The sequence below is a fragment of the Kitasatospora sp. MMS16-BH015 genome, from assembly GCF_002943525.1.
In the GTDB taxonomy this organism is placed as follows: Bacteria; Actinomycetota; Actinomycetes; order Streptomycetales; family Streptomycetaceae; genus Kitasatospora.
In genome coordinates this window covers 6,231,157-6,256,508 of sequence record NZ_CP025394.1, presented here as the reverse complement: position 1 = coordinate 6,256,508, position 25,352 = coordinate 6,231,157, and the positions used below count along the sequence as shown (strand labels likewise).

Annotated in this window: 21 protein-coding genes and 1 tRNA gene; 12 read left to right on the top strand and 10 right to left on the bottom strand. The window is 73.5% G+C overall.

Annotation, left to right across the window (positions count from 1 at the left end):
• The first annotated feature begins 70 nt into the window (after positions 1-70).
• From CFP65_RS26955 to CFP65_RS26935, 5 genes are all read left to right on the top strand, one after another.
• Entirely contained in the window at positions 71-1,378 is a 1,308-nt protein-coding gene (locus CFP65_RS26955; RefSeq protein WP_104818616.1) for a VWA domain-containing protein, read from the top strand.
• 103 nt (positions 1,379-1,481) lie between these two features.
• Complete coding sequence (locus tag CFP65_RS26950) at positions 1,482-2,522, top strand: FHA domain-containing protein (protein WP_254552583.1); 1,041 nt, start codon at positions 1,482-1,484, stop codon at positions 2,520-2,522.
• Positions 2,523-2,683: 161 nt separating this feature from the next.
• Entirely contained in the window at positions 2,684-3,601 is a 918-nt protein-coding gene (locus tag CFP65_RS26945) for an ABC transporter ATP-binding protein (RefSeq protein ID WP_104818614.1), read from the top strand.
• The gene (locus CFP65_RS26940; protein ID WP_104818613.1) at positions 3,598-4,740 is read left to right on the top strand and encodes an ABC transporter permease; all 1,143 of its coding nucleotides are present in this window, start codon (positions 3,598-3,600) and stop codon (positions 4,738-4,740) included. The genes CFP65_RS26945 and CFP65_RS26940 overlap by 4 nt, the downstream gene beginning before the upstream one ends.
• Positions 4,741-4,842: 102 nt before the next feature.
• Positions 4,843-5,247 (top strand): globin, encoded by a 405-nt coding sequence (locus CFP65_RS26935; RefSeq protein WP_104818612.1) that lies wholly within the window; start codon positions 4,843-4,845, stop codon positions 5,245-5,247.
• A gap of 127 nt (positions 5,248-5,374) precedes the next feature.
• Here CFP65_RS26935 and CFP65_RS26930 read toward each other — a convergent pair whose 3' ends face one another.
• The 4 genes from CFP65_RS26930 to CFP65_RS26915 form a co-directional block, all read right to left on the bottom strand.
• Positions 5,375-6,085 (bottom strand): hypothetical protein, encoded by a 711-nt coding sequence (locus tag CFP65_RS26930; RefSeq protein ID WP_104818611.1) that lies wholly within the window; start codon positions 6,083-6,085, stop codon positions 5,375-5,377.
• Between the two features lie 178 nt (positions 6,086-6,263).
• A complete protein-coding gene (locus CFP65_RS26925; RefSeq protein WP_104818610.1) occupies positions 6,264-6,722 on the bottom strand; it encodes a thioesterase family protein in 459 nt (152 codons plus the stop codon).
• A 163-nt stretch (positions 6,723-6,885) separates the two neighbouring features.
• Entirely contained in the window at positions 6,886-8,550 is a 1,665-nt protein-coding gene (gene ettA, locus CFP65_RS26920; protein WP_104818609.1) for an energy-dependent translational throttle protein EttA, read from the bottom strand.
• Positions 8,551-9,404: 854 nt separating this feature from the next.
• Complete coding sequence (locus tag CFP65_RS26915; RefSeq protein ID WP_158702365.1) at positions 9,405-10,250, bottom strand: single-stranded DNA-binding protein; 846 nt, start codon at positions 10,248-10,250, stop codon at positions 9,405-9,407.
• Positions 10,251-10,976: 726 nt separating this feature from the next.
• Between CFP65_RS26915 and CFP65_RS26910 the strand changes: the two genes are divergently transcribed.
• Positions 10,977-11,052 (top strand) — tRNA-Arg (locus tag CFP65_RS26910).
• A 95-nt stretch (positions 11,053-11,147) separates the two neighbouring features.
• Here CFP65_RS26910 and CFP65_RS42605 read toward each other — a convergent pair.
• Positions 11,148-11,930, bottom strand: coding sequence for a TetR family transcriptional regulator C-terminal domain-containing protein (locus tag CFP65_RS42605; RefSeq protein ID WP_371682470.1), 783 nt, complete (start codon positions 11,928-11,930; stop codon positions 11,148-11,150).
• A gap of 69 nt (positions 11,931-11,999) precedes the next feature.
• Here CFP65_RS42605 and CFP65_RS26895 point away from each other — a divergent pair, with 69 nt between their 5' ends.
• From CFP65_RS26895 to CFP65_RS26885, 3 genes are all read left to right on the top strand, one after another.
• Complete coding sequence (locus tag CFP65_RS26895; protein ID WP_104818607.1) at positions 12,000-12,563, top strand: GNAT family N-acetyltransferase; 564 nt, start codon at positions 12,000-12,002, stop codon at positions 12,561-12,563.
• 135 nt (positions 12,564-12,698) lie between these two features.
• Positions 12,699-13,118, top strand: a complete 420-nt coding sequence (locus CFP65_RS26890) for a RidA family protein (RefSeq protein WP_104818606.1) — start codon at positions 12,699-12,701, stop codon at positions 13,116-13,118.
• A gap of 157 nt (positions 13,119-13,275) precedes the next feature.
• Positions 13,276-14,049: an enoyl-CoA hydratase/isomerase family protein gene (locus tag CFP65_RS26885; RefSeq protein ID WP_104821150.1), complete on the top strand. Its 774-nt coding sequence runs from the start codon at positions 13,276-13,278 to the stop codon at positions 14,047-14,049.
• Between the two features lie 94 nt (positions 14,050-14,143).
• Here the strand turns inward: CFP65_RS26885 and CFP65_RS26880 are convergent, their stop codons facing one another.
• Positions 14,144-15,376, bottom strand: coding sequence for an acyl-CoA dehydrogenase family protein (locus CFP65_RS26880; RefSeq protein WP_104818605.1), 1,233 nt, complete (start codon positions 15,374-15,376; stop codon positions 14,144-14,146).
• Between the two features lie 169 nt (positions 15,377-15,545).
• Here CFP65_RS26880 and CFP65_RS26875 point away from each other — a divergent pair, with 169 nt between their 5' ends.
• Both CFP65_RS26875 and CFP65_RS26870 read left to right on the top strand, forming a co-directional pair.
• Positions 15,546-16,223, top strand: a complete 678-nt coding sequence (locus tag CFP65_RS26875; protein ID WP_254552582.1) for a TetR/AcrR family transcriptional regulator — start codon at positions 15,546-15,548, stop codon at positions 16,221-16,223.
• Positions 16,224-16,308: 85 nt separating this feature from the next.
• Complete coding sequence (locus tag CFP65_RS26870; protein WP_104818603.1) at positions 16,309-17,721, top strand: cellulase family glycosylhydrolase; 1,413 nt, start codon at positions 16,309-16,311, stop codon at positions 17,719-17,721.
• Positions 17,722-17,807: 86 nt separating this feature from the next.
• Here the strand turns inward: CFP65_RS26870 and CFP65_RS26865 are convergent, their stop codons facing one another.
• The 3 genes from CFP65_RS26865 to CFP65_RS26855 form a co-directional block, all read right to left on the bottom strand.
• Complete coding sequence (locus CFP65_RS26865; protein WP_158702364.1) at positions 17,808-18,800, bottom strand: LuxR C-terminal-related transcriptional regulator; 993 nt, start codon at positions 18,798-18,800, stop codon at positions 17,808-17,810.
• Between the two features lie 257 nt (positions 18,801-19,057).
• The gene (locus tag CFP65_RS26860) at positions 19,058-19,687 is read right to left on the bottom strand and encodes an HAD-IA family hydrolase (protein ID WP_305778262.1); all 630 of its coding nucleotides are present in this window, start codon (positions 19,685-19,687) and stop codon (positions 19,058-19,060) included.
• A gap of 88 nt (positions 19,688-19,775) precedes the next feature.
• Positions 19,776-21,809 (bottom strand): M3 family metallopeptidase, encoded by a 2,034-nt coding sequence (locus tag CFP65_RS26855; RefSeq protein ID WP_104818600.1) that lies wholly within the window; start codon positions 21,807-21,809, stop codon positions 19,776-19,778.
• 222 nt (positions 21,810-22,031) lie between these two features.
• Here CFP65_RS26855 and CFP65_RS26850 point away from each other — a divergent pair, with 222 nt between their 5' ends.
• Positions 22,032-23,705, top strand: a complete 1,674-nt coding sequence (locus CFP65_RS26850; protein ID WP_104818599.1) for a bifunctional 3'-5' exonuclease/DNA polymerase — start codon at positions 22,032-22,034, stop codon at positions 23,703-23,705.
• Between the two features lie 171 nt (positions 23,706-23,876).
• Here the strand turns inward: CFP65_RS26850 and CFP65_RS26845 are convergent, their stop codons facing one another.
• On the bottom strand, positions 23,877-25,346 hold the full coding sequence (locus CFP65_RS26845; RefSeq protein ID WP_104821149.1) for an alkaline phosphatase family protein: 1,470 nt from the start codon (positions 25,344-25,346) through the stop codon (positions 23,877-23,879).
• Between the last annotated feature and the right edge of the window lie 6 nt (positions 25,347-25,352).

Sequence of the window (25,352 nt, the reverse complement as noted above, 5' to 3'; positions counted from 1 at the left end):
CCACCCTCGGCCGACCCCACTCTCGGCCCGCCCCACCTTCGGCCCGCCCCACTTTCCGACAGGAGCACCGATGCCTCACCCGAGCTTCGCCGTCGACATCTTCCAGAACGAGTACCTGGCCGTCGGCGCCCGCGAGGTCAACGCGATCGTCACCGTCACCGCGAGCGGCGCCGCCCTGCCCGCGCAGCGGCAGGGCACGCCCGCCGCCGACTCGGCGGTGGTGCTCATGATCGACTGCTCCGGCTCGATGGACTACCCGGCCACCAAGCTGCGCGCCGCCCGCGAGGCGACCGCCGCGGCGATCGACACCCTGCGCGACGGGGTGGCCTTCGCGGTGGTCGCGGGCACCCACGAGGCCCGGGAGGTCTTCCCTGGCGGGGGCGGCCTGGCCGTCTCCTCCCCCGCCACCCGCGGCCAGGCCAAGGAGTCGCTGCGCAAGCTCACCGCCTCCGGCGGCACCGCGATCGGCACCTGGCTGACCCTGGCCGACCGGCTCTTCCGCAGCCGCCCACAGGCCGGGCTGCGGCACGCCATCCTGCTCACCGACGGCAAGAACGAGCACGAGACGCCCGAGGAGCTGGAGCGGGTGCTGGCCGAGGTCAGCGGCCGGTTCACCGCCGACTGCCGGGGCGTGGGCACCAAGTGGGAGGTCAAGGAGCTCCGGAAGATCGCGACCGCCCTGCTCGGCACCGCCGACATCGTGGCCGAGCCGGACGGCCTGGCGGAGGACTTCCGGGCCATGACGGCCGGCGCGCTGAACAAGGCCGTGGCCGACGTCCGGCTCCGGGTCTGGACTCCGGCCAACGCGGTGGTCAAGTACGTCAAGCAGGTGGCCCCCGAGGTGGTCGACCTGACCGGCCGCCGCAGCGAGGCCGGTCCGCGAGCGGGCGACTACCCCACCGGCTCCTGGGGCGAGGAGAGCCGCGACTACCACGTCTGCGTCGAGGTGCCGGCGGCCGCCGTGGGCAGCGAGATGCTGGCCGCCCGGATCAGCCTGGTGCTGGCCGGGCCGGACGGCTCGCCCGAGGTGCTCTCCCAGGGGCTGGTCCGGGCGGTCTGGACCGATGACCTGGCCTCCTCCACCCGGATCAGTCCGCAGGTCGCCCACTACACCGGTCAGGCGGAGCTCGCGGCCTCGATCCAGGAGGGTCTGGAGGCCCACCGCGCGGGTGATCTCGACCGTGCCACGGCCAAGTTGGGCGCGGCGGTGCGGATCGCCCACGCCACCGGCAACGACGGCACCTTCAAGCTGCTGCAGAAGGTGGTCGACGTGGTGGACCCGAAGGAGGGTACGGTTCGGTTCCGTAGCCATGTGAGCGCGGCCGACTCGATGACCCTCGAGACCCGGTCGACGAAGACCGTACGAGTGAAGAAGTGACCGGTCGTACCGGACCTGCTGGAGTGTGGGGGAACTGATGCCGATCTGCCCGAGGGGACACGAGTCGCAGGCCGAGGACTGGTGCGACTTCTGCGGTTTCCCGATGACCGCCCCGACCGGCGTCAGCCTGCCCGGAGCCTCGCCGTTCACCACGCCCCCGCCGCCCTCGGCCCCGCCCGCTCCCCCGGCGGCCCCGCAGCACCCGTACCAGCAGGCACCGCACCAGCCCGCGCCGCATCAGCAGGCGCCGCACCAGCCTGGCCAGCACCAGCCCGCGCCGCACCAGCAGCACCAGCCTGGCCAGCACCAGCCCGCGCCGCACCAGGCCGGGCCGTACCAGCAGCCCACCGCCGGGCTGGTGACCTGCCCGATCTGCCGGACCCCGCAGACCGGCCGGTACTGCGAGGAGTGCGGGTACGACTTCGACCTCTCCGCGCCCTCGCAGCGGCAGTCCCGCCCGACCGAGCCGGCCGGGTACGGCTACCCGCCGCCCGCGCCCTTCCCGCCGCCGGCCGCCCCCGCCCCGCCGGCCGGGTACGGGTACCCGCCGCCGCAGGCGTTCCCGCAGACCGCGGGCTTCCCCGAGTCGGACGGCCTGGACCAGACCGGCCCGGTCTACGCCCAGCCCGAGCGCCCCGGTGACCAGTCGCCCACCTCGTTCCGGCTGGCCCCGCCCTCGGCGGCTCCCCAGCAGCCCCCGGCCGCGATGGCCCAGCCCCCGCAGCCGCCGGCCCGGAGCACCTGGATGGCCGTGGTCAGCGCGGACCGGGACTACTTCACCGACATGATGGCCCGCAGCGGCCCGGAGGCGGCCGGGCTGTTCTTCCCGCCGTACTGCCCCGAACGGCGCATCCCGCTGACCGGGCGCGGGCAGCTGCGGATCGGGCGGCGCAGCCAGCACCGGGGCACCGTGCCGGAGATCGACCTGTCGGTGCCGCCGGAGGACCCGGGCGCCTCGCACCAGCACGCCATGCTCGCCGAGCAGGCGGACGGCAGCTGGGTGCTGGTCGACCAGGACTCCACCAACGGCACCACCGTCAACGGCAGCCCCGACCCGGTGCCCCCGCACACCGCCATCCCGCTGGCGGACGGCGACCGGATCCACATCGGCGCGTGGACGACCATCACGTTGCACCGGTCCTGATCCGCCGTCAGCTGACGGTGCGTCGCACCCGACCTTGAACGAAGCTCGGGCGTTGCTCGGGCGTTGCTCGGGCGTTGCTCGGGGGAGGCCGATCCTGGCCTCCCTCAAGCATCGCTCAAGCCGATTCCGCCGGGGCCGTCCGAGGGCCTAAAGTCCAGCTCATGACTGCTGCAATATCCGCTGACGGGATCCGGAAGCGGTACGGGGACGTACAAGCGGTCGACGGGGTGTCTCTCACCGTCGAACCGGGGGAGTTCTACGGAATTCTGGGCCCGAACGGGGCCGGCAAGACCACCACGCTGGAGATCCTGGAGGGGATCCGCGAGCCCGACGAGGGCCGGATCGAGCTGCTGGGCATGGCGCCCTGGCCGCGCAACCCCAAGCTGCTGCCCCGGATCGGGGTCCAGTTCCAGGCTTCGGCCTTCTTCGTGAAGCTGACGGCGCGGGAGACCATCCGCACCTTCGCCTCCTTCTACGGCGTCGGGCCCAAGCGGGCCGACGCGATGCTGGAGCGGGTCGGGCTGACCGACTCCGCCTCGGTGCTGACCGACAAGATGTCCGGCGGGCAGGCCCAGCGCCTCTCCATCGCCTGCGCGCTCGCCCACGACCCGGAGCTGGTCTTCCTGGACGAGCCGACCACCGGGCTCGACCCGCAGGCCCGGCGCAACCTCTGGGACCTGCTGCGCGACATCAACGCCGAGGGCCGCACGGTGGTGCTCACCACCCACTACCTCGACGAGGCCGAGGTGCTCTGCGACCGCGTCTCGGTGATGGACCACGGCAAGGTGCTCAAGACCGGCGCCCCGCAGGCGCTGGTTCGCGAGATCGACGACACCGTCCGGGTCAGCGTCGAATCGGGCCTGCTCACCACCGAAGCGGCCGACTCGCTGCTCACGGCGGCGGGCGCCGACTTCGCCAACCTTGAGGACAACGGCGTCTCGCTCGCCCTCTCCACCCGTGCCCCCGGTCCGGTGCTCTCCGTCCTCGCGGACAACAACGCCCTGCGCGGCCTGGAAGTCCGCGGCGCCACCCTGGAGGACGTCTTCCTCCAGCTGACCGGACGGGAGTACCGCGCATGAGCGCCGCCACGGAAAGCCCGGCCACCGGGCCCAAGGGCTCCGCGCCGCGCGACGCGGAGTCGTCGGAGCGGGCCAGCTCCTTCGTCAGCCTCTCCCGGGTGATGATGCTCGGGTTCGTGCGCGACCGCACCGCGCTGTTCTTCACCCTGGCCATGCCGCTGATGTTCCTGCTGCTCTTCGGGGCCCTCTTCAAGAGCGCCGGAGCCTCGCACGTGAAGTTCGGCGAGGTCGGCCAGGTGCAGGTGCTCGACGGGCTGCCCGCCGACGCCCGGGCAAAGCTCGACAAGAGCATCGCCGTCACCAAGTACACCGACGCCGACGCGGCCCTGGCCAAGCTCCGCAAGGGCGACCTGGACGGCGTGATCGAGCAGGACGCGGACGGCAGGATCACCGTCCGCTACAGCGCCTCCGACCAGGTCAAGTCCGGCGTCGTCCAGACCATCGCCGGCGACCTGGTGAACGGCGCCAACCTGGCCGCCACCGGCCAGGCCCCCAAGTACGCGCTCAGCCTCGCCCAGGTCGAGGACGAGTCGCTCAAGCCGATCCAGTACCTGACGCCGGGTCTGCTGGGCTGGGCGATCGCCACCGGTGCCGTCTTCGGCACCTCGTTCACGCTGGTGAACTGGCGCAAGAAGCGGGTGCTGCGGCGCCTGCGGCTGGCGCCGGTCAGCATCGGCGCGGTGGTCGCGGCCCGGGTCACCGTCTCGGTGGCGGTCTCGCTCGCCCAGACCGCGATCTTCCTGGTGGTGGCCACCACGCCGTTCTTCGGCCTCAAGCTGACCGGCAACTGGCCGCTGGTCATCCCGGTCGTGGTCTGCTCCACCATCGCCTTCATGTCGATCGGCCTGCTCACCGGCTCGATCGCCAAGAGCGAGGAGGCTGCCAACGGCATCAACCAGGTCATCGTGCTGCCGATGTCCTTCCTGGCCGGGGCGTTCTTCCCGCTCGACGGCGCCCCGACCTGGCTCCAGGACGTCTCCCGGGTGCTGCCGCTGCGCTACCTGGTCACCTCCGCGCAGTCGGTGCTGACCAAGGGCGGCGGGGTGATGGACATCCTGCCCTCGATGGGCGGGCTGCTGCTCTTCGCGGCCGTGCTGACCGCGATCTCCTGGAAGTTCTTCCGCTGGGACGACGCGTAACCGTCGCCCGCCGGCACCGGCGGGAACTGCCAGCCGGCCCCGAGGGGGCGTACGCCGAAAGTCTCGGTGTACGCCCCCTCGGGCGTCTGCGACCATGGTCGGGTGACTGAGATCCGGCGTGGCACGCTTCCCGAGGAGACCTTCTACGACGCCGTCGGCGGAGAGCCGACCTTCCGGCGGCTGGTGCACCGCTTCTACCAGGGTGTCGCCGAGGACGAGTTGCTGCGCCCGATGTACCCGGAGGAGGACCTCGGCCCGGCCGAGGAGCGGCTGGCCCTCTTCCTCATGCAGTACTGGGGTGGCCCCCGCACCTACAGCGACCACCGCGGCCACCCGCGCCTGCGGATGCGGCACGCCCCGTTCCGCGTCGACCAGGCCGCCCACGACGCCTGGCTCAAGCACATGCGCGTCGCCGTCGACGAGCTGCGCCTCCCGGCCGAGGCCGAGGAGCAGCTCTGGGACTACCTGACCTACGCCGCCGCCTCGATGGTCAACACCGCCGGCTGACCGCCGGCCGGGGCGGGGCGCCCGAGGCGCCGGCCGGACCCCGCCGGGGGCTCCCGGCGGGCCGGTGGGAGGGTCGATCGGGCCGGTGGGAGGCGGGCGCACGTGGCCCGAATCCCCGCCCGGACGGCTACCGCAGGGGCGTGAGGCCCAGGCCCGCCCCGAGGGCTGCCGTGCTGCGGACGGCGATCGAACCGGCCGGGCAGCTGAGGCGGCGCCAGGCGCCGGCCCGATGGACCGTCAGCGTGGACTGCGGAGTGAGGAAACCGATCACGTAGGCCGCGTGGGCCGCCCGCAGCGGGAGCTCGGGCTGAGCGGCGAGGGGGCGGGCCCAGATCTCGTCCGCCAGGCCGTCTAGCACGGTTCGGGTGCGGTGGTGCTCCGGGACGGCCTCGCTGCGCTCGCGGAACTCCCGGACGGCGGCCGTCACCTCCGGCGCCACGGCCAGGGCGGCGGGCTCACCCACCAGCTCCCATCCCGCCCGGGGCGGCAGCAGACCGGCCCAGGACGGGCCGGTGACCGGCGCGGGCAGCCGGAGCTCGGCCGCCTCGGTGTCCACGCCCTCGAGCAACTGCCCGGCGGAGACCGTCAGGTCGACCGCCGAGTCGAACCTGGCCAGCCGGGCCGTCCGGATCGCCAACGCCCCCGTGCTCCCGAGCGGCAGCCGCCCGAACACCGCGACCACGCCGTCCGCCCCCACCGGGTCGGCTCCCCCGCCGCCCGCCACGGCCTGCAGCCGGACGGCCGCCGCCCGGTCGAAGCGCAGCAGGCGGGTCAGGAAGGCGACGAGGTCGGCGGCCTCCCCGGAGTCGGCGAGCGGAAGGCTGGTGTTCGTGGTCAACGGATCAGCTCACTGAGGTCGTGGGGGTGGACAGTGGGGGCGAACGGTGGGGTGCGGGGACGGTCGGGGCCCGGAGAGTCACCGGGCCGACGGTCGCCACTGGCAGGCATGGGCCAGTGGCCGGGAGCACCCGGTGCTCCGGGAGCGTGCCCGGAGGACGCGGTCGAGCCGCAGGCCGTCAGGCCGCGACGGCCTGCGGCTCGACCGCGTCCTCCGCAGCGTCCATGAAGCGGCCGAGGAACTCGCGCTCCACGGCGCTGATCCGGCGCGGCCGGCCCTCGGCCAGGTCGTAGGGGACGACGACGGTGGAGGCGCGGACGTAGACCGTCTCGGTGCCGTCCTCGGCGGTGTCCTTGATCTCGTAGGAGACCGTCAGCGAGGCGCCGCCGATCTTGGTCACCCAGGTCTCGATGGTGACCGGGGCGGGCCGGTGCACCAGCGGGCGCTTGTAGTCGATCTCGTGCCGGGCCACCACCGAGCCACCCGCGAACTCACCGGCGCCGGCGGCGGCGGCCTGGGTGAACATGAAGTCGATCCGGGCCTCCTCCAGGTAGCGCAGGAAGACCACGTTGTTCACGTGTCCGAAGGCGTCCATGTCGGACCACCGCAGGGGGCAGGCGTAGATGTGGCGTGCCACGAGCGCTCTCCTCAAGCTTGACGGCCCGCAAGGAGCTCAGTGCGGGCGGCGGCCCGGCCGACCGCCTCCGTGGGCAGCCTGCCGGGCCGGTGTTGCGCGTGCGTTGCGCCTACGCGTACACCGTGCGGCGGGCGTCGCTGCCCGCCGCACGGCGCCGCGGAGGTCAGCCTCGGGTCAGCTTCTTGTAGGTGGCCCGGTGCGGACGGGCGGCGTCGGCGCCCAGTCGGTCGACCTTGTTCTTCTCGTAGGACTCGAAGTTGCCCTCGAACCAGAACCACTTGCTCTCGCCCTCGTAGGCGAGGATGTGGGTGGCCACTCGGTCCAGGAACCAGCGGTCGTGGGAGATGACCACGGCGCAGCCCGGGAACTCGAGCAGGGCGTTCTCCAGCGAGGAGAGCGTCTCGACGTCGAGGTCGTTGGTGGGCTCGTCGAGGAGCAGCAGGTTGCCGCCCTGCTTGAGGGTCAGCGCCAGGTTGAGGCGGTTGCGCTCACCACCGGAGAGCACGCCGGCCGGCTTCTGCTGGTCCGGGCCCTTGAAGCCGAACGCCGAGACGTAGGCGCGGGAGGGCATCTCGACCTGGCCGACGTTGATCCAGTCGAGGCCGTCGGAGACGACCTCCCACAGGGTCTTCTTCGGGTCGATGTTGGCGCGGCTCTGGTCGACGTAGCTGATCTTGACGGTCTCGCCGACCTTGACGGTGCCGGAGTCCGGGGTCTCCAGGTCCTGCAGCATCTTGAAGAGCGTGGTCTTGCCGGCGCCGTTCGGGCCGATCACACCGACGATGCCGTTGCGCGGCAGGGTGAAGGAGAGGTCCTCGATCAGCACCTTCTCGCCGAAGGCCTTGTTGAGCTTGTCGACCTCGACCACGATGCTGCCCAGGCGCGGGCCCGGCGGGATCTGGATCTCCTCGAAGTCCAGCTTCCGCATCTTGTCGGCCTCGGCCGCCATCTCCTCGTAGCGGGCGAGACGGGCCTTGGACTTGGCCTGGCGGCCCTTGGCGTTGGAGCGGACCCACTCCAGCTCTTCCTTGAGCCGCTTGGCGCGCTTGGCGTCCTTCTGGCCCTCGACCTTGAGACGGGTCTGCTTTGTCTCCAGGTAGGTGGAGTAGTTGCCCTCGTACGGGTACGCGCGGCCACGGTCGAGCTCGAGGATCCACTCGGCGACGTGGTCGAGGAAGTACCGGTCGTGGGTGACGGCAACGACGGTGCCCTTGTACTTGGCCAGGTGCTGCTCCAGCCAGTTCACCGACTCGGCGTCGAGGTGGTTGGTGGGCTCGTCGAGGAGCAGCAGGTCGGGGGCCTCGAGCAGCAGCTTGCAGAGCGCGACGCGGCGGCGCTCACCACCGGAGAGGCTGGTGACCGGCCAGTCGCCGGGCGGGCAGCCCAGCGCGTCCATGGCCTGCTCGAGCTGGGCGTCCAGGTCCCAGGCCTCGGCGTGGTCCAGGTCCTCCTGGAGCTTGCCCATCTCCTCGAGCAGCGCGTCGGAGTAGTCGGTCGCCATCAGCTCGGCGATCTCGTTGAACCGGTCGAGCTTGCCCTTGGTCTCCTTGACGCCGTCCTGGACGTTCTCCAGGACCGTCTTGGACTCGTCGAGCGGAGGCTCCTGGAGGAGCATGCCGACGGTGTAGCCGGGAGAGAGGAAGGCCTCACCGTTGGACGGCTGGTCCAGGCCGGCCATCATCTTCAGCACGGTGGACTTACCGGCGCCGTTGGGGCCGACGACGCCGATCTTCGCTCCGGGGAGGAAGCTGAGGAACACGTCGTCAAGGATGACCTTGTCGCCGTGGGCCTTGCGCACCTTGCGCATGGTGTAGATGTATTCCGCCACGTGAGATCGCTCCGGCGTCGTCGGGTGTATTCGAGTTGCAACCTTTCCATTGTGCCGCACCCCGCCGGGCCTCCCGCACCGAGTTCCGGGCCTGGCATCCACCCCGGGGAGCGACGGGCCGCCCACGACGGGCCCGGTGACCTCCGCCGCCTCGCAGGCCACGCGGGCGCGCGGGCCCGGCCACCACCCGGACCGCCGGTACGGCCGCCCCTGCCCGAGCAGCCCCGCTCTGCCCCGAGCAGCGGGGGCGGGCCGGACGACGGCCATGCCCCGGCGTACGCCGGGAGCCCCGACGCCCGGACTCGTCGACACCCAGCCCGCCGGCTCGCGCCGAGCCGCGGAGGAGCCGAACCCACACCAGAGCCGCACCGCGGCCGCGAACCCAGGACGCTCCAGGACGCCCCGAGCCGCACCGACCGCACCGACCGCACGACATCTCGGGCACCCCCGGACTCGCCGGAAGCGCGGTGCCCGCCGGCCCGGCCGCCGGGATTCCGCGTCCGCCGACCCGGCGGACGCGATCATGACAGCGGGTGGATATCCGACGGGCGGCACCTCCGGCGGGTGGGGATGAATGATCCGTTGCAGCGGACCGGGCCCACCGCCGGAGGGCTCCGCAATGCGGGGCCGCGGAGCGCGCCGAGGCGCCCCGCGTGATGCCGGGACCTATTGAGCCGGGGCCGCGCCAAACGGTCCGGCCGGGCCGGGGCAAGGCCTCGTATCTGTATTGTTATCAAGGAGCTGCACCACGAGTTGAGTTGACGGCTCAACAGAATCCCACCGGCAATCAGGCGAGCCCTGCCGGTGCGCACTCTTCGCCCCGGGAAGTGCCGCCCTGGCGGGGGCGGCGGGGCTCAACCCACCGGGACACGGTCGGTACACGCAATGTCACCATCGGCATCCTCCCGTGCCGCACCGATCACCTCCTCCGCCGCCTGGACGACCGCGCCGGCAGCCCGGACCTCCGGGTCGGTGCCACCGCCGAGGGCATCGCCGGCACCACTGCTGATGCCGCTGCTGATGCCACTGCCACCGATGACCACCCCCTCCGCCCGACGGCCCTCGACCGCCGCCACGATCCAGGCGGGCAACGCATCCTCGACCGGCTCCGCCCCACCGGGCAGGGGTGCCGGAGCAGGGGCGGCCGGGGCTGCCGCCAGCGGCGCAGCCCTCGCCGCCGGAGCCGGAACAGCCACCACCGGGGGCGGAACCACCTCGCCCGGCGGCACCCCGACCGCCGCGGCCGCCGGGACTGGCACCGACGCCGCCGTGGATACCGACGCCGCGAGCACGGGCTGCTCCTCAGGGCCCGCTCGCCCCGCCACCAACTCCGGCCGGGCCTGCACCGCCCAGCGGAAGGCCGAGGTGCCGCGCCCCAGATCGTGGCCCACCACGCGGGCGTCGATCTCGATCGCGGTGTGCTTCTTCTCCTCCTCGCCCCACTCCCGGACTCTCAGCCGCCCGCTCACCACCACGGGATCGCCCTTGTTGAGCGAACTCACCACATTGGTGGCCAGCCAGCGCCAGGCCACCACGGTGACCCAGATCGTCTCGCCGTCGATCCAATCGCCGGCCGAGCGATCGAAACGGCGCTCGGTCGTCGCCATTCGGAAGTTCGCCACCGGCACTCCGGCCGGGGTTTGCTTGTAGCTCACCCCGGACGCCACATTGCCGACCATCGTCACCGAGGTCTCGTTCACGGAACACCCTCCGTCCCTTCGGGAATCACCCAGCGGAATCGCCGATGCGAGGAGAGTGACCCACCGACCGAAAACCCGCCAGCTCCAACGAAAATCTGTGGATAACCCGGGCATGTGGATATGTCAGGTCACTCTCCGGAGTGAAACGGATTCGGAAATGACCCTTCCGGGCTTTACCCCGACCAGACCCCCCAAAGGGGGCAGAAGCACCCCCTTCCCCGAGCATGACAACTAAGGGCACCCTGCAGGAGGCCGCCGCGAGCCGCGCGTCACCCGCGCCGATGGCCACCGTCCACCGCTCTGTACGCGCTGTACACGGGTGCCTACGATCCGATCACGATCCTGTGCAGGTGGCCCGAACGGACGGCCGCACAGCAGGTCGGAGCCCGTTCATCCGACCGGCGGAACGGGCCCCGGGAGCGAAATCCGCCCCCACCCGGCCGGTCTTCCCGGGCATTGTCCGCACCGAATCCATAACGGGTGGGGCGACAGCCCCGTAACGACTGCACAACGTCCCGCGTCGGAACCCGTCAGACCGCTGCATACCCAGCCGCTTACCTGCGATTATCGGACCGCTCACCGAGGTCGACACTCCCGGCGCGGTGCCGGAAGACCAAGGGGAGTATCGCGGCCCCCTTATCCTGTCCCGGAACATCCTGTCGCGGGCAGGGCGAGGGTTCACCGCCCCCATCCGGCCGACGCCCACCCCGGGCGGATGCCCGCCACGCCCCCATAGCTCAGCGGATAGAGCACCCGCCTTCTAAGCGGTAGGTCGCAGGTTCGAATCCTGCTGGGGGCACCACCCTGTTTCTGCCAGGCCGGCAGCCCCACCGGGCTCGCACCCGCCAGCGGCACCGGCGCCGCCCGCCCCGGGGCCCGCCCACGCCGGTCCCTCACCTACCGACGCGCCCGCAGACCGTCCAAGTAGCCGTCCAACAGCGCCACCTGCCGCTCCGCCGGGTACTCGGCCGGAGCGAACAGCGCCTGCACCACCAATCCCAGCACGAACCCCTGCGCCGCCGCCGCGAGATCCGCCGCCGGCACCCCGTCCGGCAGCTCCCCGGCCGCCTGCGCCGCCGCCACGTGCACCGCCATCCGGGCCCGGGACCGCCGGTACCGCTCCGCGTGCTCCGCCGCCAGCTCCGGGTCGGCCAGCGCCGTGTCCCAGGAACCCACCCAGATCCGGTTGCTCGCCGCCGACTCGGGCTCCAACGGCAGGACGTCCAGCAGCACCGCCCGCAGCATCGCCAACCCCGACACCGACCCGCCCGCCCCCACCCCCGACGCCGAGCCGCCCGAAGCCGAGCCACCCGCCCCCGAGCCGCCCGAAGCCGAGCCACCCGACACCCCACCGTCCGACACCGCAGCACCAGGCCGCTCAGCAGCCGGCGCCCCGGAGCCCGGTGCCCCGGAGCCCGGTGCCCCGGAAGCCGAGCGCCCCAACGCCTCGACCGCCGGCCGCACCCGCGTCTCGGTGCGCTGCGCCAGCACGTCCAACGCGTAGACCACCAGCGCACGCTTGCTCGGGAAGTAGTGGGTCAGCAGGCCGGTCGTGGCCCCCATCTGCCCGGCCACCGCCCGCAGCGTCAGGCCGCCGAAGCCGCGTTCGGCCAGCACCTGCCACACCGCCTCGGAGACTTCGGCGCGGCGGGCTTCATGGTCTCCACGGGCTGGCGGCATGGGGAACAGGGTACCTACCAAACGTTTGTTATGTACTCTGAAGCCCTCCCACCCCCATCTGGAGGCACCATGTACGCGATCCCGCTCGCCCCCGGCGCCGAGCTGCGCCCGCTGGAGCCGTGGCAGGCCGCCGAGTTCCTGGCGCACATCGACCGGGGTCGGGCCACCATCGACCCGTGGATCCCGTGGGCCTCCCGCTCCACCGACCTGGACTCGGCCCGGGCCACCCTCCAGGGCTACGCCGACCGGCAGGCCACCGACACCGGGCGGATCTACGGGATCTGGCTGGAGGGCACGCTGGTCGGCGGCGTGATGTTCGTGAGCTTCAACGCCCCCAGCGGCAACTGCGAGATCGGTGTCTGGACGGAGCCGGCCGGCGAGGGCAAGGGCCTGATCAGCGCCGCCGTCCGGCACCTGATCGACTACGCCTTCCTGGAGCGCGGCCTCCACCGCATCGAGTGGTGGAACACCACCGACAACCTGCGCAGCCGCGCCGTCGCCGAGCGGATGGGCATGCACCTGGACGGCGTCCTGCGCGAGTACTACCTGCACAACGGCGTCCGCCACGACGAGGAGCTCTGGTCGCTGCTCCGCCACGAGTGGCCCCTCAAGACCGCCGACGCCCAGGGCTGACCGGACGGCCCGGGGCCGAAATCCAGGTGACAGCGTGCGGGGCGGCTGCGAAGAATCGAGCCACCCCTGTACCCGATCCCCTGTACGCGATCCCCTGGACTCGCCCCGTACCCGATCCGCCCGAGGAGCCCGTCGATGGCCCGGCACAGCGTCGTCCCCGCCCTCTTCCCGCCACCCGGCTACGCCCACACGGCCCTCGTCGCGGCCGGTGAGCAGCTCGCCTTCCTGGCCGGCGGCGTCCCGCTGGACCCGGCCGGCGCACTGGTCGGGCCCGGCGACCACGTGGCCCAGGCCCGGCAGGTGCTGGCGAATCTGGCGGTGGCGCTGGCCCACGTGGGCAGCGGGCTGGAGCACGTGGTGGCCTCCACGGTGTACGTGGTGGCCGATGCGCCGGGGCCGCTCTCCGAGGTCTGGGAGGTGGTCCTGGAGTCCGGTCTGTCGGCCGGTCCGCACACCTCCACCCTGCTCGGCGTCAGCACCCTGGGCTACACGGGTCAGTTGGTGGAGATCACAGTGACGGCCGTGGTGCCGTCCACAGCCGCTGTGGAAGGCTGAGCGGGCCCCGCCAATCCAGCCGCGGGCCCCGCCGACCGAGCTGCGGGCCCCGCCGGCACAGCCGTGGGCCCCGGCATCCCAGCTGCGGGCCCCGCTGACCCAGCCAGCCCCGGGAGGCCCCGCCGTGCCACCGCTCACCACGCCGCCGACGACCGCGCTGGACACCGGCGTGGACGGTCTGCGGGCGCACCTCGCCGAGGGCGGCGTCGCGACCCTGGTGCTGGACCGCCCGGCGCGGCGCAACGCCGTCACGAAGGCGATGTGGCAGGCCCTCCCGGCCGTGCTGGCGCAGCTGGCCGAGCGGCCGGAGGTCCGGGCGCTGCTGCTGACCGGGGCCGGGGGCACCTTCAGCGCGGGCGCGGACATCGCCGAACTGGCCGGGGTCTACGGCGATCCGCAGGCCGCGGACGAGTACCACGCGGTCGGGGTCGCGGCCGAGGAGGCGCTGGCCGCCTTCCCGCATCCGACCATCGCCGTGGTGCACGGCTACTGCGTGGGTGGCGGCTGCCAGTTGGCCGCCGCCTGCGACCTGCGGTTCGCGGCCGAGGACGCCCGGCTCGGCATCACGCCCGCCAAGCTCGGCGTGGTCTACCCGGCGGTGCCCACCGTCCGGCTGGCCCGGTTGGTCGGGGTGGCCCGGGCCAAGTACCTGCTCCTCTCCGGGGAGTTGGTGGACGCCCGCCGCGCCGAGCTGTTCGGCCTGGTGGACGAGGTGCTGCCCGCCGACCGGCTGGACGACCGCGCGCTGGAGTTCGCCCGGCTGCTGACCCGCCGTTCGCAGCAGACCATCGGCGCGGTCAAGGCCGCCCTGGCCGGCCCGCCCGAGGCGGCGGCGGAGGCCCTCGCCCCCTGGGAGCGCGCCTCCCGCGAGACCCCGGACGTCCGGGAGGGCCTGGCCGCCTTCCTCGAACGGCGCGAACCCCGGTTCTGAGACCGACCCGCTCCGGGACCGGTCCCACTCCCGAGGCCGGCCCGGAGCCCGATCCCGGCCCCGGGGGCAGCCCCGACCACGACCCCGGCCCCGGCTACCGGATCGGCATCCCGGAGATGCTCCGGGCGATCACCAGCCGCTGGATCTCGCTGGTGCCCTCGAAGATCGAGTAGATCGCGCTGTCCCGGTGCATCCGCTCCACCGGGTACTCCCGGGTGTAGCCGTTGCCGCCGAGGATCTGCATCGCCTGCGCGGTGACGGCCTTGGCCGTCTCCCCCGCGTAGAGCTTGGACATCGAGCCCTCGGCCGACTCGAACGGGATGTTGTTGGTGGCCATCCAGGAGGCCCGCCAGACCAGCAGCCGGGCCGCGTCGATCCGGGTCTTCATGTCGGCCAGCTGGAAGGCGATGCCCTGGTTCTCGATGATCGGGCGGCCGAACTGCACCCGGGTCTTGGCGTAGTCGAGGGCCACCTCGTACGCGGCCCGGGCGATGCCCACTGCCTGGGCGCCGACGGCCGGACGGGAGGCCTCGAAGGTGGCCATCGCCGCGTTGCGGGCGCCCTTGCCCTTCGAAGCACCGCGCACGCCCTCGCGGGCCCTGGCCAGGCGCTCGTCGAGCTTCTCCTTGCCGCCGAGCAGGCAGCTGCCGGGGATGCGGACGCCGTCGAGCACGACCTCGGCGGTGTGCGAGGCCCGGATGCCGTGCTTCTTGAACTTCTGACCCTGGCTCAGCCCCGCCGTGCCCGGCGGGATGACGAAGGAGGCCTGACCGCGCGCGCCCAGCGTGGGGTCGACGGTGGCGACCACCACGTGCACGTGGGCGATGCCACCGTTGGTGGCCCAGGTCTTGGTGCCGTTGAGCTCCCACTCGTCCTTGGCCTCGTCGTAGACGGCCTTGGTGCGCAGCGCGGAGACGTCCGAGCCGGCGTCCGGCTCGGAGGAGCAGAAGGCGGCCACCTTCACGTCGTCCGGGGTGCCGAACATCTGCGGGGCCCAGGTACCGATCTGCTCGTCGGTGCCGTTGGCGAGCACCGAGACGCAGGCCAGCGTGGTGCCGACGATGGCCAGGCCCAGGCCCGCATCGCCCCAGAACAGCTCCTCCATGGTGATCGGGATGCCCACGCCGGAGGGGTCGAAGTACTGCTGGGCGTAGAAGTCCAGGGAGTACAGGCCGATTTTGGCGGCCTCCTGGATGATCGGCCAGGGCGTCTCCTCGCGCTCGTCCCACTCCGCCGCAGCCGGACGCATCACATCGGCGGCGAAACCGTGGATCCAGTCGCGCACCGCGATCTGGTCGGGGCCCGGGTCGAGGGAGAACGTGCTCATGCTGGGACCTCCGGTCGGTGGGAGTGGGGCGGAGGAGGCGGCACTCAGGAGCGAATGCCCACGCCACCAGGGGTGTTACCTCGGGTAACATCGCTAGGAGTCTGCTACTGATTGGCGAGGCATGTCAACGGCCCGCAGATGTCAACGGCCCGCACCGAGGAGCACCCCTTTGCCCGACTCCGCCGCGCCGCTCACCGGCGAACCCCGCCGTGAGCAGCTACTGAACGCCGCGGACCGCGCCGTCCAGCGCTTCGGGCCCGGCGTGAGCATGAACGCCATCGCCGCCGAGGCAGGCATCACCAAACCGATCCTCTACCGGCACTTCGGCGATCGCCACGGTCTGATCCGGGCCCTGACCGACCGTCATACCGCCGGGCTGCTGACCGCGATCCGGGCCACCCTGGCCGAACCGCTGGAGCGGCGCGACCTGGTCGAGCGGGTGCTGGACACCTACCTGGCCGGGATCGAGTCCCGCCCGCAGATCTACCGGCTGCTCACCCACCCCGAGCCGGGCGACCCCTCCGGCATCGGCAGCGCGCTCGCCCCAGCGCTCCAGCAGATCGCCGACGAGATCACCAAGGCCGTGCGGGGCCGGGTCGACCTGGGCGCGGACGGCCCGCTGCTCGCCGAGACCTGGGGGCGGGCGATCAGCGGCATGGTGCTGGCCGCCGGCGACTGGTGGCTGGAGCAGCGGCCCTGCCCGCGCTCCCGGATGGTGCAGGCGCTGGCCGACCTGCTCTGGGGCCGGCTGGCCGCCGCCGCCGAGCTCCCCCTCCCCCTCGCCGCTCCGCTCCCCGCGCAGACCGATCCCGCACCGGCCGATCCCGCTCCGACCGAAGAAACATGAGTGACCCTCACCTCTTGTGCGGGTCGGGGCGGTGCGGCAGGATCGGCGCTCACCACCCGCCCCACGCCCCGAGCAGAGGTGCACCGTGCGTGTCCGCTGTACCGTCGCCCTGGCCCTGGCCGCCGCCACCCTGACCGGCCTCGCCGCCACCCCCGCCGCGGCCCGCACCCAGGCCCCCGAGCCCACCGGCACGGTCACCGTGCCCGACGGCCGCACCCTGTTCGCCGACGACCGGGGCCGGGTGCTCGACCTGCGCGGCTTCAACATCGACAAGTACGACGAGACCACCGAGGCCGATGTCCGCTCGATCGCCGAGCACGGCTTCACCCTGGTCCGGGTGGCCATCACCTGGGCCCGGCTCGAACCCACCCGCGGCAGGCTCGACCCGCACCAACTCGCGCGGCTCCAGCAGGTGTTGGGGTGGGCCGACCGGTACGGGCTGCGGGCCGTGGTCGACTTCCACCAGGACGTGTACGGGCCGAAGTACGGCGGGGGCGACGACGGCGTCCCGGTCTGGGCCACCCGCGACGACGGCCTGCCGTTCGTCCCGGACCCGAACGACTGGTTCGCCGGGTACTTCCAGCCGGCCGTGCAGGCCGCCTTCCGGCACCTCTACGACGACCCCGACCTGCGCCGTTGGCAGAGCGACTTCTACACCCGGCTCGCCCGCGAACTGCGCGGCCACCGCTCGCTGATCGGCTACGACCTGTTCAACGAGCCGTTCGGCCCGGTGGACGGCGACCCGAGCGACCCGGCCGTGCTGGCCGCCTCCTCGGCCGAGCTCGAACGGGGCCGGTTGGCCGGGATGTACCGACGGCTGATCGCCGCGATCCGCACCGTCGACACCCGCTCCTGGCTGTTCGTCGAGCCCACCGTGCTGGTCGGCCAGGGCGTGCCGACCGCGCTGCCCGGCTTCCGCGACCCGCGCCCGGGCGCCCAACGGATCGGCTACGCGCCGCACTTCTACTCCACCCCGGTGGAGGCGGGCCAGGACTGGGACCCGACCGACGGCTTCGTGACCGCCTACACCGCCGCGATCACCGCCTACCCGCAGGCCCACCACCTGCCGGTGCTGGTCGGCGAGTGGGGGCCGCCGGACGCCCGGCGGCCGGGCAACCGCGAGCTGGTGCGGCAGCAGACGGCCGCGATGTCCGGCTTCGCCGCCGGGTGGACGATGTGGTACTGGTGCCACGGCAACGGCGGCTACTGCGGCCTCGGCCCGGACGGCCGCCCGGCCCCCGGCGACGAACCCGTCTTCGCGCCCTACGCCACCGCCCTCGCGGGCACCCCGGTGAGCGAGCGCTTCGCGGACGGCACGTACACCCTCACCTTCACCGCCGACCGCACCACCGCCGCCGGCTGGACCGAACTCGCCGCCCCGCCCACCGCCTCGGTGGGCGGCACTCCGGCCGTCCGCCGCAACCACGACGGCCGGATCCAACTCCGCTTCCCCAAGGCCCACCAGGGCGACATCATCACTCTCACAGTCACCCCGTAAGGGGCGCGGGGCACTGCGCGACCGGCCACCCCCGTCCCGCAGCCGCCCGCTGATCCGGGCTCCCCCACACCCCGGGCGGCTCCCGGCTACAGCAGATCCGCCCGGGCGGCCTGGATCCCCGCCTGGAACCGCGTCCGGGCCCCGAACCGGTCCATCAGCTCCCGTACCCACCGCTGCACCGTCCGCGCCGAGACACCCATCTGCCGCGCGATGCTCTCGTCCGTGAGGCCCGCCGCCAGCAGGGTGAGCAGCTGGCGGTGCCGGTGGTCCTCCGGGCCCGCCTCCGCGCCGCCCGGGGCGGGCAGCCGGAGCGCGTGCGACCAGTACAGCTCGAACAGGCCCACCAGCGCGTCCAGCAGCGAGGAGGGCCGCACCAGCAGCACGCTCTGCAGCTCACTGCCGGCGCTCACCGGCAGCAGGGCGCAGCGGTCGTCCACCAGGGCCAGTTTGAGCGGGAGTTCGGGCAGCACCCGGGCCTGTTCGCCGGCCCGGGCGAGGGTGCGGATCTCGGCGAGGCGGTCGGGGTCGAGCAGTGCGCGGCTCTCGTACACCACGTGCATCGTCACGCCCCGGCGCAGCACGGCGAGTTCGGTCTCCGGGTCGGAGCGGCGCACGTACGGCGGCTTGTCGAGCACCCGGAGCCGTTCGCGGACGCCGAGTTGGAGGGTGCGCCAGAGGTCGGCGATGGAATCGCGACCGCTGATCACCTCGACCAGTTCGCCCGCCTCGGCGCCCGGGCGGCTGCGGCGGTAGGCCCGGGTGAGTTCGGTGATCCGGCCGCGGGCCCGGCGCAGCTCCACCTCCCGGCGCAGCACCAGCTCCTCCAGGGCCACATCGGGCGGCACCGCGCTCCACGCACCACCGCCCGTCGCCGGCCGCTCCACCAGTCCCTGCGCCGCCAACGCCTCCAGCGCGGCCGGTACTCGGCCCGGCGGCAGCCCGCACCGGGCGCCGAGCCAAGCTGCCGAACCGCCCGGCACGGTCAGCAGCAGGAGGTAGACCTCCTCCTCGGCCCCGCTCAACCCCAGCCCGGCGAACATCCCGGCGCTACCACCGGTACCGCCGCCCCCGGCAGCCACCCCGGACACCGCCGAGGCCCCAGCCCCAACTCCCGACCCTGACAAACGAACCGCCCCTCCGCCCCGGCCCGACCGCACCCCCACCACCCGGTCGACCGCGCCCTGGCAGGCGCCGGCCCGGCGCCTGCGCCCACGGTAGAGCAAGACCCAGCTGACATGACATGTTTCCGCCATGTCGCATTCCGGCTCCCCGGCCCCGCCGCAGTTCTTCAGCGATCCGCCGGCCTGAGCAACGGCTCCTTCTCCATCGTCCCGGCCTACTGAGCGGCCAGGGCCAGCCCCAACTCGCGGGCCACCGAGGCCAGATCGGGCAGGCAGCGGTCGGCGCCGAGGAGTTCGGCGGTCGAGTGCGTGGTGGTCAGGCCGTAGACGGTGCAGCCCGCCGCGCGGCCGGCGGCGACCCCGGCGGGCGCGTCCTCGACCACCACGCAGTCGGCCGGCGCCCGGCCGAGCCGGCGGGCGGCCAGCAGGTAGCAGTCGGGGGCGGGCTTGCCGGCCGTGACGTCCGCCGCGTAGACCTGCACGGCCGGCAGCGGCAGGCCGGCGGCGGCAAACCGCCGGTGCACCACCTCGCGGCTGCCCGAGGTGGCCAGCGCCCAGCCGTCGGCCGGGAGCGCGCGCAGCAGCTCGCCGGCGCCGGCGATCGGCGGGCAGTCCGCCCCCAGCTCGCTCAACAGGCCGTCCAGCACGGCCCGTTCGCGCACCGGGTCGAGCCCGGGCGCGACATCGCGGACGGTGTCCTCCGGGCGGCGGCCGAAGGTCAGCGACCAGACCAGCTCCCGGTCCAGGCCGCGCAGCGCGGACCAGGCGTCCCAGACCCGCCGGTAGCCGGCCGTCGAGTCGAGCAGCACGCCGTCCACGTCGAAGAGCACCGCAGGTATCCCCATGCGGGCCAGCATCGCAGGTGGGGCCGGATCACCCCGGCCCCACCCCCGCGCCTTCGCTCAGGTCGCGTTGAGGCCCCCGTACCTTCACTCAGGCCGCGTTGAGGCCCCGGCGGTCGAGCAGCGGCTCGATCTGCGGGTCGCGGCCGAGCACGTCCCGGAAGCAGTCCAGCGCGGGCCGGCTGCCGCCCCGGGAGAGCAGGCCGTCGCGGAAGGCCTGGCCGCTCTCGCGGACCGGGCGGCCGTTGGTGCGGAACCACTGGGCGGTGTCGGCGTCCAGCACCTCGGACCAGATGTAGGCGTAGTACCCGGCGCTGTAGCCGTCGCCGGAGAACACGTGGCCGAAGTAGGTGGTCCGGTACCGCGGCGGGATCGCCGCCACCGCCAGCCCGGCGGCCTTCAGCGCGGCGGCCTCGAACTCCTCGGCGTCGGCGATCTCGGTGCCCACCGGCACCCGGTGCCAGGCCCAGTCGAGCAGCGCGGCCGCCAGGTACTCCACCGTCCGGAAGCCCTGGCCGAAGTTCTCGGCGGCGGCCATCCGCTCCACCAGCTCGGCGGGCAGCGGCTCGCCGGTCTCGTGGTGGCGGGCGTAGTTGGCCAGCACCTCGGGCCAGGTCATCCACATCTCGTTGACCTGGGAGGGGAACTCCACGAAGTCGCGCGGCACCTCGGTGCCGGCGAACAGCGGGTAGCGCACCGCCGAGAAGAGCCCGTGCAGCGCGTGCCCGAACTCGTGGAAGAGGGTGCGCACCTCGTCCCAGGTCAGCAGCACCGGCTCGCCGGGCGCGGGCTTGGCGATGTTGAGGTTGTTGACCACCACCGGGCGGCGGCCGTACAGCTCGGACTGCTGCACCAGCTCGTTCATCCAGGCGCCGCCGCTCTTGGACTCCCGGGCGTGGAAGTCGCCGAGGAAGAGGCCCAGCGTGCTGCCGTCGGCGTCGACCACCTCCCAGACCCGGGCGTCCGGGTGGTAGGCCGTCAGGTCGGGCCGCTCGGTGAAGCTCAGCCCGTAGGCGAGGCCGGCGGCGAAGAAGACGCCGTCCCGCAGCACCCGCTCCAGCTCGAAGTACGGCCGCAGCACCGTGGCGTCCAGCTCGTAGGCGCGCTGGCGCACCTTCTCCGAGTAGTACGCCCAGTCGTGCGCCGCGATCCCGTCGAGGCCGTCCTCCGCCGCGGCCTCGGCGAGCTGCGCGGCCTCCCGCTCGGCGTTGGCCACGGCCGGCGCGACCAGGCGGGCCAGCATCGCGTCCACGGCCTCCACGGTGCCGGCCGTCTCGTCGGCCACCACGTACGCGGCGTAGCTCGGGTAGCCGAGCAGCGCGGCGCGCTCGGCGCGCAGCCCGGCGAGCTTGATCGCCAGCGGGCCGTTGCTCTCCACCGCGCGGCCGAGCGAGGCCTCCAGCAGCCGCTCCCGCAGCGAGCGGTCGGTCAGCGCGGCCAGCTCGGTCTGGTTGGAGAAGTTCTTCAGGCTGAGCACGTACTTGCCCTCGTGCCCGAGCGCCTTGCCGTTCTCGGCGGCGGCGGCCACCGCGTCCGGGCAGAGGCCGTCCAGCTCCTCGGCGGTGTCCAGCACCACGGCCCGGGCCCGGGTGTCGGTGAACACGTTCTGCCGGAAGGCGGTGCCCAGCGAGGCGAGTTCGGCGTTCAGCTCGCGCAGCCGCTGCCGCTCGTCCTCGGCGAGCCGGGCGCCCGCGCGGACGAACCGCACGTGGTGGCGCTCCAGCAGCCGGGCGTCCTGGGCGTCCAGGCCCAGCTCCGCGCTCCGCGCCTGCAGCGCGTCCAGCCGGGCGAACAGCTCCTGGTCGAGCAGGATCGCGTCGGCGTGCGCGGCGAACCGCGGGCTCAGCTCGGCCTGCAGCTCCTGGAGCTCGGGGGTGGCGTCGGCGTCGGCCTGGTTCTCGAAGGCCAGCCGGGTGCGGAGCAGCAGCTCGCCGCTGCGCTCCAGGGCGATCACGGTGTTCTCGAAGGTCGGCTCGGCCTGCTCGGCCGTGATGGCGGCGATCTCGGCCAGCTGCTCGGCCATGCCGCGCTCGAAGGCGGGCAGGTAGTGCTCGGTCCGGATCTCGGCGAAGGGCGGCAGCTGGTAGGCCAGGCCACTGGGTTCGAAGAAGGGGTTCTCGTTCACGCAGCAGACCTTAGGCCCTGCTGCCCCGGCCGCACCAAGCACTTACCGCCCCCGATAGGCCCGCGCCACGCCCTCCCCTCCCCTCGTCCGGCCAGGTCACCCTGGTCGTGGCCCGGCCCGGATTGTCAGCCCCACCCGCTACGGTCGGACGGACGTCCGGATCAGCAGCAGAGCCCCGCAATTCAGCACAGCACCGAGAGGAGGCCCGTCGTGGCACCACGGATGGCGCTCGTCCCCGATCAGCACGGCTCCGGCGGCCGCCTCCAGCCGCTCGCGGAGGACGGCACCCCGCTCGGGCCGCCCCGGTCGGAGGCCAAGCTGGCCGAGGCGGTGGCCGCGGTGGAGGCGGAGTCGGCGCCGCGCTGGGTCTGGGCCGCGGCCGACAGCGCCTACCAGCCGCTGATGCCGCTGCGGCTGGCCCGCTGCCACGACCTGCGGCTCACCGAGGCCCTGCTGCTCGGCCACGAAGGCCGCTGGGGCGCACCGAGATCACTCGGCGCCGCCTGGGCCCGGCTGCGCGGCCTCCCCGTCCCGGCCGACCTGCCCGACTCCGGCCCGGCCGAGGCCCAGGACAGCCTCTTCGCCCCCGACCGGCTGCAACTGCCGCCCGGCACCGACGCGCTGGCGGCGGTGGTGGCCGTCCACGCCGAGCAGCAGCGCCGTCTCCAGGCCGTGGCCGACCCGGCCGCCCGGCAGCGGCTGCGGCTGCTGGTGGCCGCCGAATCGGCCGGCGGCCTGCTCGCCACCGAGATCGCCGACGACGGCCTGCCCTGGCGCGCCGACCGGCACGACCGGCTGCTCACCGAGCTGCTCGGCCCCCGCCCGCCCCTGCCCGGCACCCAGCCCCGGCGGCTCGCCGAGCTGGCCGTGGAGATCCAGCAGGCCCTCGGCGGGCGCCCGTTCAACCTCGACTCGCACACCCAGGTGCTGCGCGCCTTCGGCGACCAGGGCATCCAGCTGACCTCCACCCGCTCCTGGGAGCTGGCCAAGGTCGACCACCCGGCCGCCCGGCTGGTGATCCGCTACAAGGAGCTCGCCCGGATCCACGCCGCCCACGGCTGGGCCTGGCAGGACGCCTGGGTGCACGGCGGGCGGTTCCGCCCCGAGTACGTGGTGGGCGGGGTGGTCTCCGGCCGCTGGGCCAGCCGCGGCGGCGGCGCGCTGCAGATCCCCCGCGTGCTGCGCGGCGCCGTGGTGGCCGATCCGGGTTGGGCCCTGGTGGTGGCCGACGCCGCCCAGCTGGAGCCCCGGGTGCTGGCCGCCATGTCCGGCGACGCCGGCCTGGCCCGCACCGCCGCCGAGGGCGACCTCTACGCGGCCCTCGCCGCCCAGGCCTTCCAGGGCGACCGGGAGAAGGCCAAGCTCGGCCTGCTCGGCGCGATGTACGGCCAGACCAGCGGCGACATCGGCCCGCTGCTCGCCACCCTGCGCCGCCGGTACCCGGCCGCGATGGGGTACGTCGAGGCGGCGGCCCGCACCGGTGAGGACGGCGGCGTGGTGCACTCCCGGCTGGGCCGGGCCTGCCCGCCCCCGGCCGCCGACTGGCTCGACCTGACGGCCGACCAGGAGCCCGAAGCGGGCGCCCGGTCGGCCCGGGCCCGGGGCCGCTTCACCCGCAACTTCGTCATCCAGGCCAGCGGCGCCGACTGGGCGCTGGCCCTGCTGGCCGGTCTGCGCCGCCGGCTGGCCGGCCTCAGCTCCGGCGGCGACCACCCCCACCTGGTCTTCTTCCAGCACGACGAGGTCATGGTGCACACCCCCCTCGACCTCGCCGACCAGGTCACCGCCGCCGTCGCCGAGGCGGCCGAGGAGGCCCGCGCCCTGGTCTTCGGCGACACCCCGGTCCGTTTCCCCCTCACCACGGCGGTGGTGGAGTCCTACGCGGACGCCAAGTAACCATCCCACCAGGGGCGCGGGGAACGGCGCGGCCGACCATGCACTCTGACGCTGTCTTACACAGACCACCGGTTGCACTATCCGTTGACAGTGCAACCGGCTCCAAGCGCCAGGCCGCTACTCCGCCTCTCCCGACCTCGCGCAGTTCCCCGCGCCCCCGGATAGTGCCACTCATCGAGCGTCGGGAAGCACCCGCGTCCCCTCCAGCCGCACGGCGTCCAGCGCCCGCGGGTTCAGCCCGAGGAACTGCAGGATGGTCGGCGCCACCTGGGTGGTCTCCACCCGCGAGGTCACCCGCTCCCCGTCCCGACCCGGGCCGGCCACCAGCAGGGCGACGTGGGTGTCGTCCGCCGTGAAGCCGCCGTGCTCGGCCAGCTTGGTCGCGGTGGGCTTGGCGTAGATGGTGCCCGGCTTCGGCAGCACGATGACGTCCGGGGTGCGGGCGTCCTTGGCCGGGTTGCCGAACTGCTTCAGCAGCGCCGGGCCGACGAGCACCTTGTCGATGTTCAGCTCCGCCGCGTGCGCCCGCAGCGCCGCCGCCACAGCCTGGGCCTGCCCGCCGTCGGTCAGCCAGAGCAGCGCCACGTCGTCGGCCGTCCCCTGGGCCAGCAGGCCCGGCCGCACGCCGTTCACCACCGAGTCCAGCAGCTTCTTGTCCACGATCTTGCGCTCGGAGCGGTCGACCGGCGACTGTCCGTGCTTGGCGCTGAGCACGATCTCGGTCCGCCGGTCCAGGCCCTTCGCCTTCAACTCGGCCGTCAGGCCGCCGATCGCGGCGTCGGTGGCGGCCAGCGCGGAGCCCAGCTCGGGCGAGAAGGCGCCCTTGGCCGCGTACCCGGCGGTCTTCTGCGCGACGCTCACGGCCTGGAAGTTGAGGCCGAAGACGGCGGGCACCCGCTGCGCCTTCCTGCCGGTGTGGTCGCGGCCGTCGATCTGGTTCCGCACCCCGGCGACCTTGAGCGCGTCGTAGGCGATGGTGCCGGGGACGGTGCCGTCGGTGGCCGCGATCTCCGGGTCGAAGGCGTCCTCGACGCCCCGGCCGGAGGGGCCGTTGAGCAGGTCGTAGGCGGGGTGCTTGTCGGCCCAGGCCGTGGTCAGACCGGCCGAACGGGCCACCTCGAACACGGTGTTGGTGCGCAGGAAGGAGTGCGGGTAGACCGGCGTGCAGCCCTTCCTCGGGTCCAGCGGCAGCTTGGCCGGGTCGATCCCGCCGCCCGCGTCCAGCTTGGTGGCGTCCCGGTCCACCGACTCGTCGAAGACCACCTCGGTGCCGACGGTCTTGCAGCCGGAGCCGGCCGGGGAGAGCGTGCGGTCGTAGGAGTCGTCGTAGTAGACGCCGGTGGTCTTCGGGCTGCCGCCGGTGGTCAGCGCGACGATGCCGGGGAAGGAGTCCGAGGGCTCGGAGCTGCGGGCGTTTGTGTAGGTGGTGCCGCGGCGGGCCAGCTGCGCCAGCGCCGAGCCGGGGTGCTCGGCCGTCCAGGTGGCGAGGTCGCCCGCGTGCAGGCCGTCGATGCTGATCAGCAGCACGTGGCGGTCCCGGTGCGCGTGCGCGCCGAGGTCGGCGGCCCCGGCGGGGGCGGCTGCGGCGGCGACCAGGGCCGCGGCGGCGAAGAAGAGGGCGGACTTCGACGTGGTACGCATCGACAC

Excerpts from the sequence above, each read along its gene's own strand:
- CFP65_RS26955 (WP_104818616.1), top strand. The coding sequence starts at position 71 with ATGCCTCACCCGAGCTTCGCCGTCGACATCTTCCAGAACGAGTACCTG.
- CFP65_RS26950 (WP_254552583.1), top strand. The coding sequence starts at position 1,482 with ATGACCGCCCCGACCGGCGTCAGCCTGCCCGGAGCCTCGCCGTTCACC.
- CFP65_RS26945 (WP_104818614.1), top strand. The coding sequence starts at position 2,684 with ATGACTGCTGCAATATCCGCTGACGGGATCCGGAAGCGGTACGGGGAC.
- CFP65_RS26940 (WP_104818613.1), top strand. The coding sequence starts at position 3,598 with ATGAGCGCCGCCACGGAAAGCCCGGCCACCGGGCCCAAGGGCTCCGCG.
- CFP65_RS42605 (WP_371682470.1), bottom strand. The coding sequence starts at position 11,930 with ATGCCGCCAGCCCGTGGAGACCATGAAGCCCGCCGCGCCGAAGTCTCC.
- CFP65_RS26895 (WP_104818607.1), top strand. The coding sequence starts at position 12,000 with ATGTACGCGATCCCGCTCGCCCCCGGCGCCGAGCTGCGCCCGCTGGAG.
- CFP65_RS26890 (WP_104818606.1), top strand. The coding sequence starts at position 12,699 with ATGGCCCGGCACAGCGTCGTCCCCGCCCTCTTCCCGCCACCCGGCTAC.
- CFP65_RS26880 (WP_104818605.1), bottom strand. The coding sequence starts at position 15,376 with ATGAGCACGTTCTCCCTCGACCCGGGCCCCGACCAGATCGCGGTGCGC.
- CFP65_RS26860 (WP_305778262.1), bottom strand. The coding sequence starts at position 19,687 with ATGGGGATACCTGCGGTGCTCTTCGACGTGGACGGCGTGCTGCTCGAC.
- CFP65_RS26850 (WP_104818599.1), top strand. The coding sequence starts at position 22,032 with ATGGCGCTCGTCCCCGATCAGCACGGCTCCGGCGGCCGCCTCCAGCCG.
- CFP65_RS26845 (WP_104821149.1), bottom strand. The coding sequence starts at position 25,346 with ATGCGTACCACGTCGAAGTCCGCCCTCTTCTTCGCCGCCGCGGCCCTG.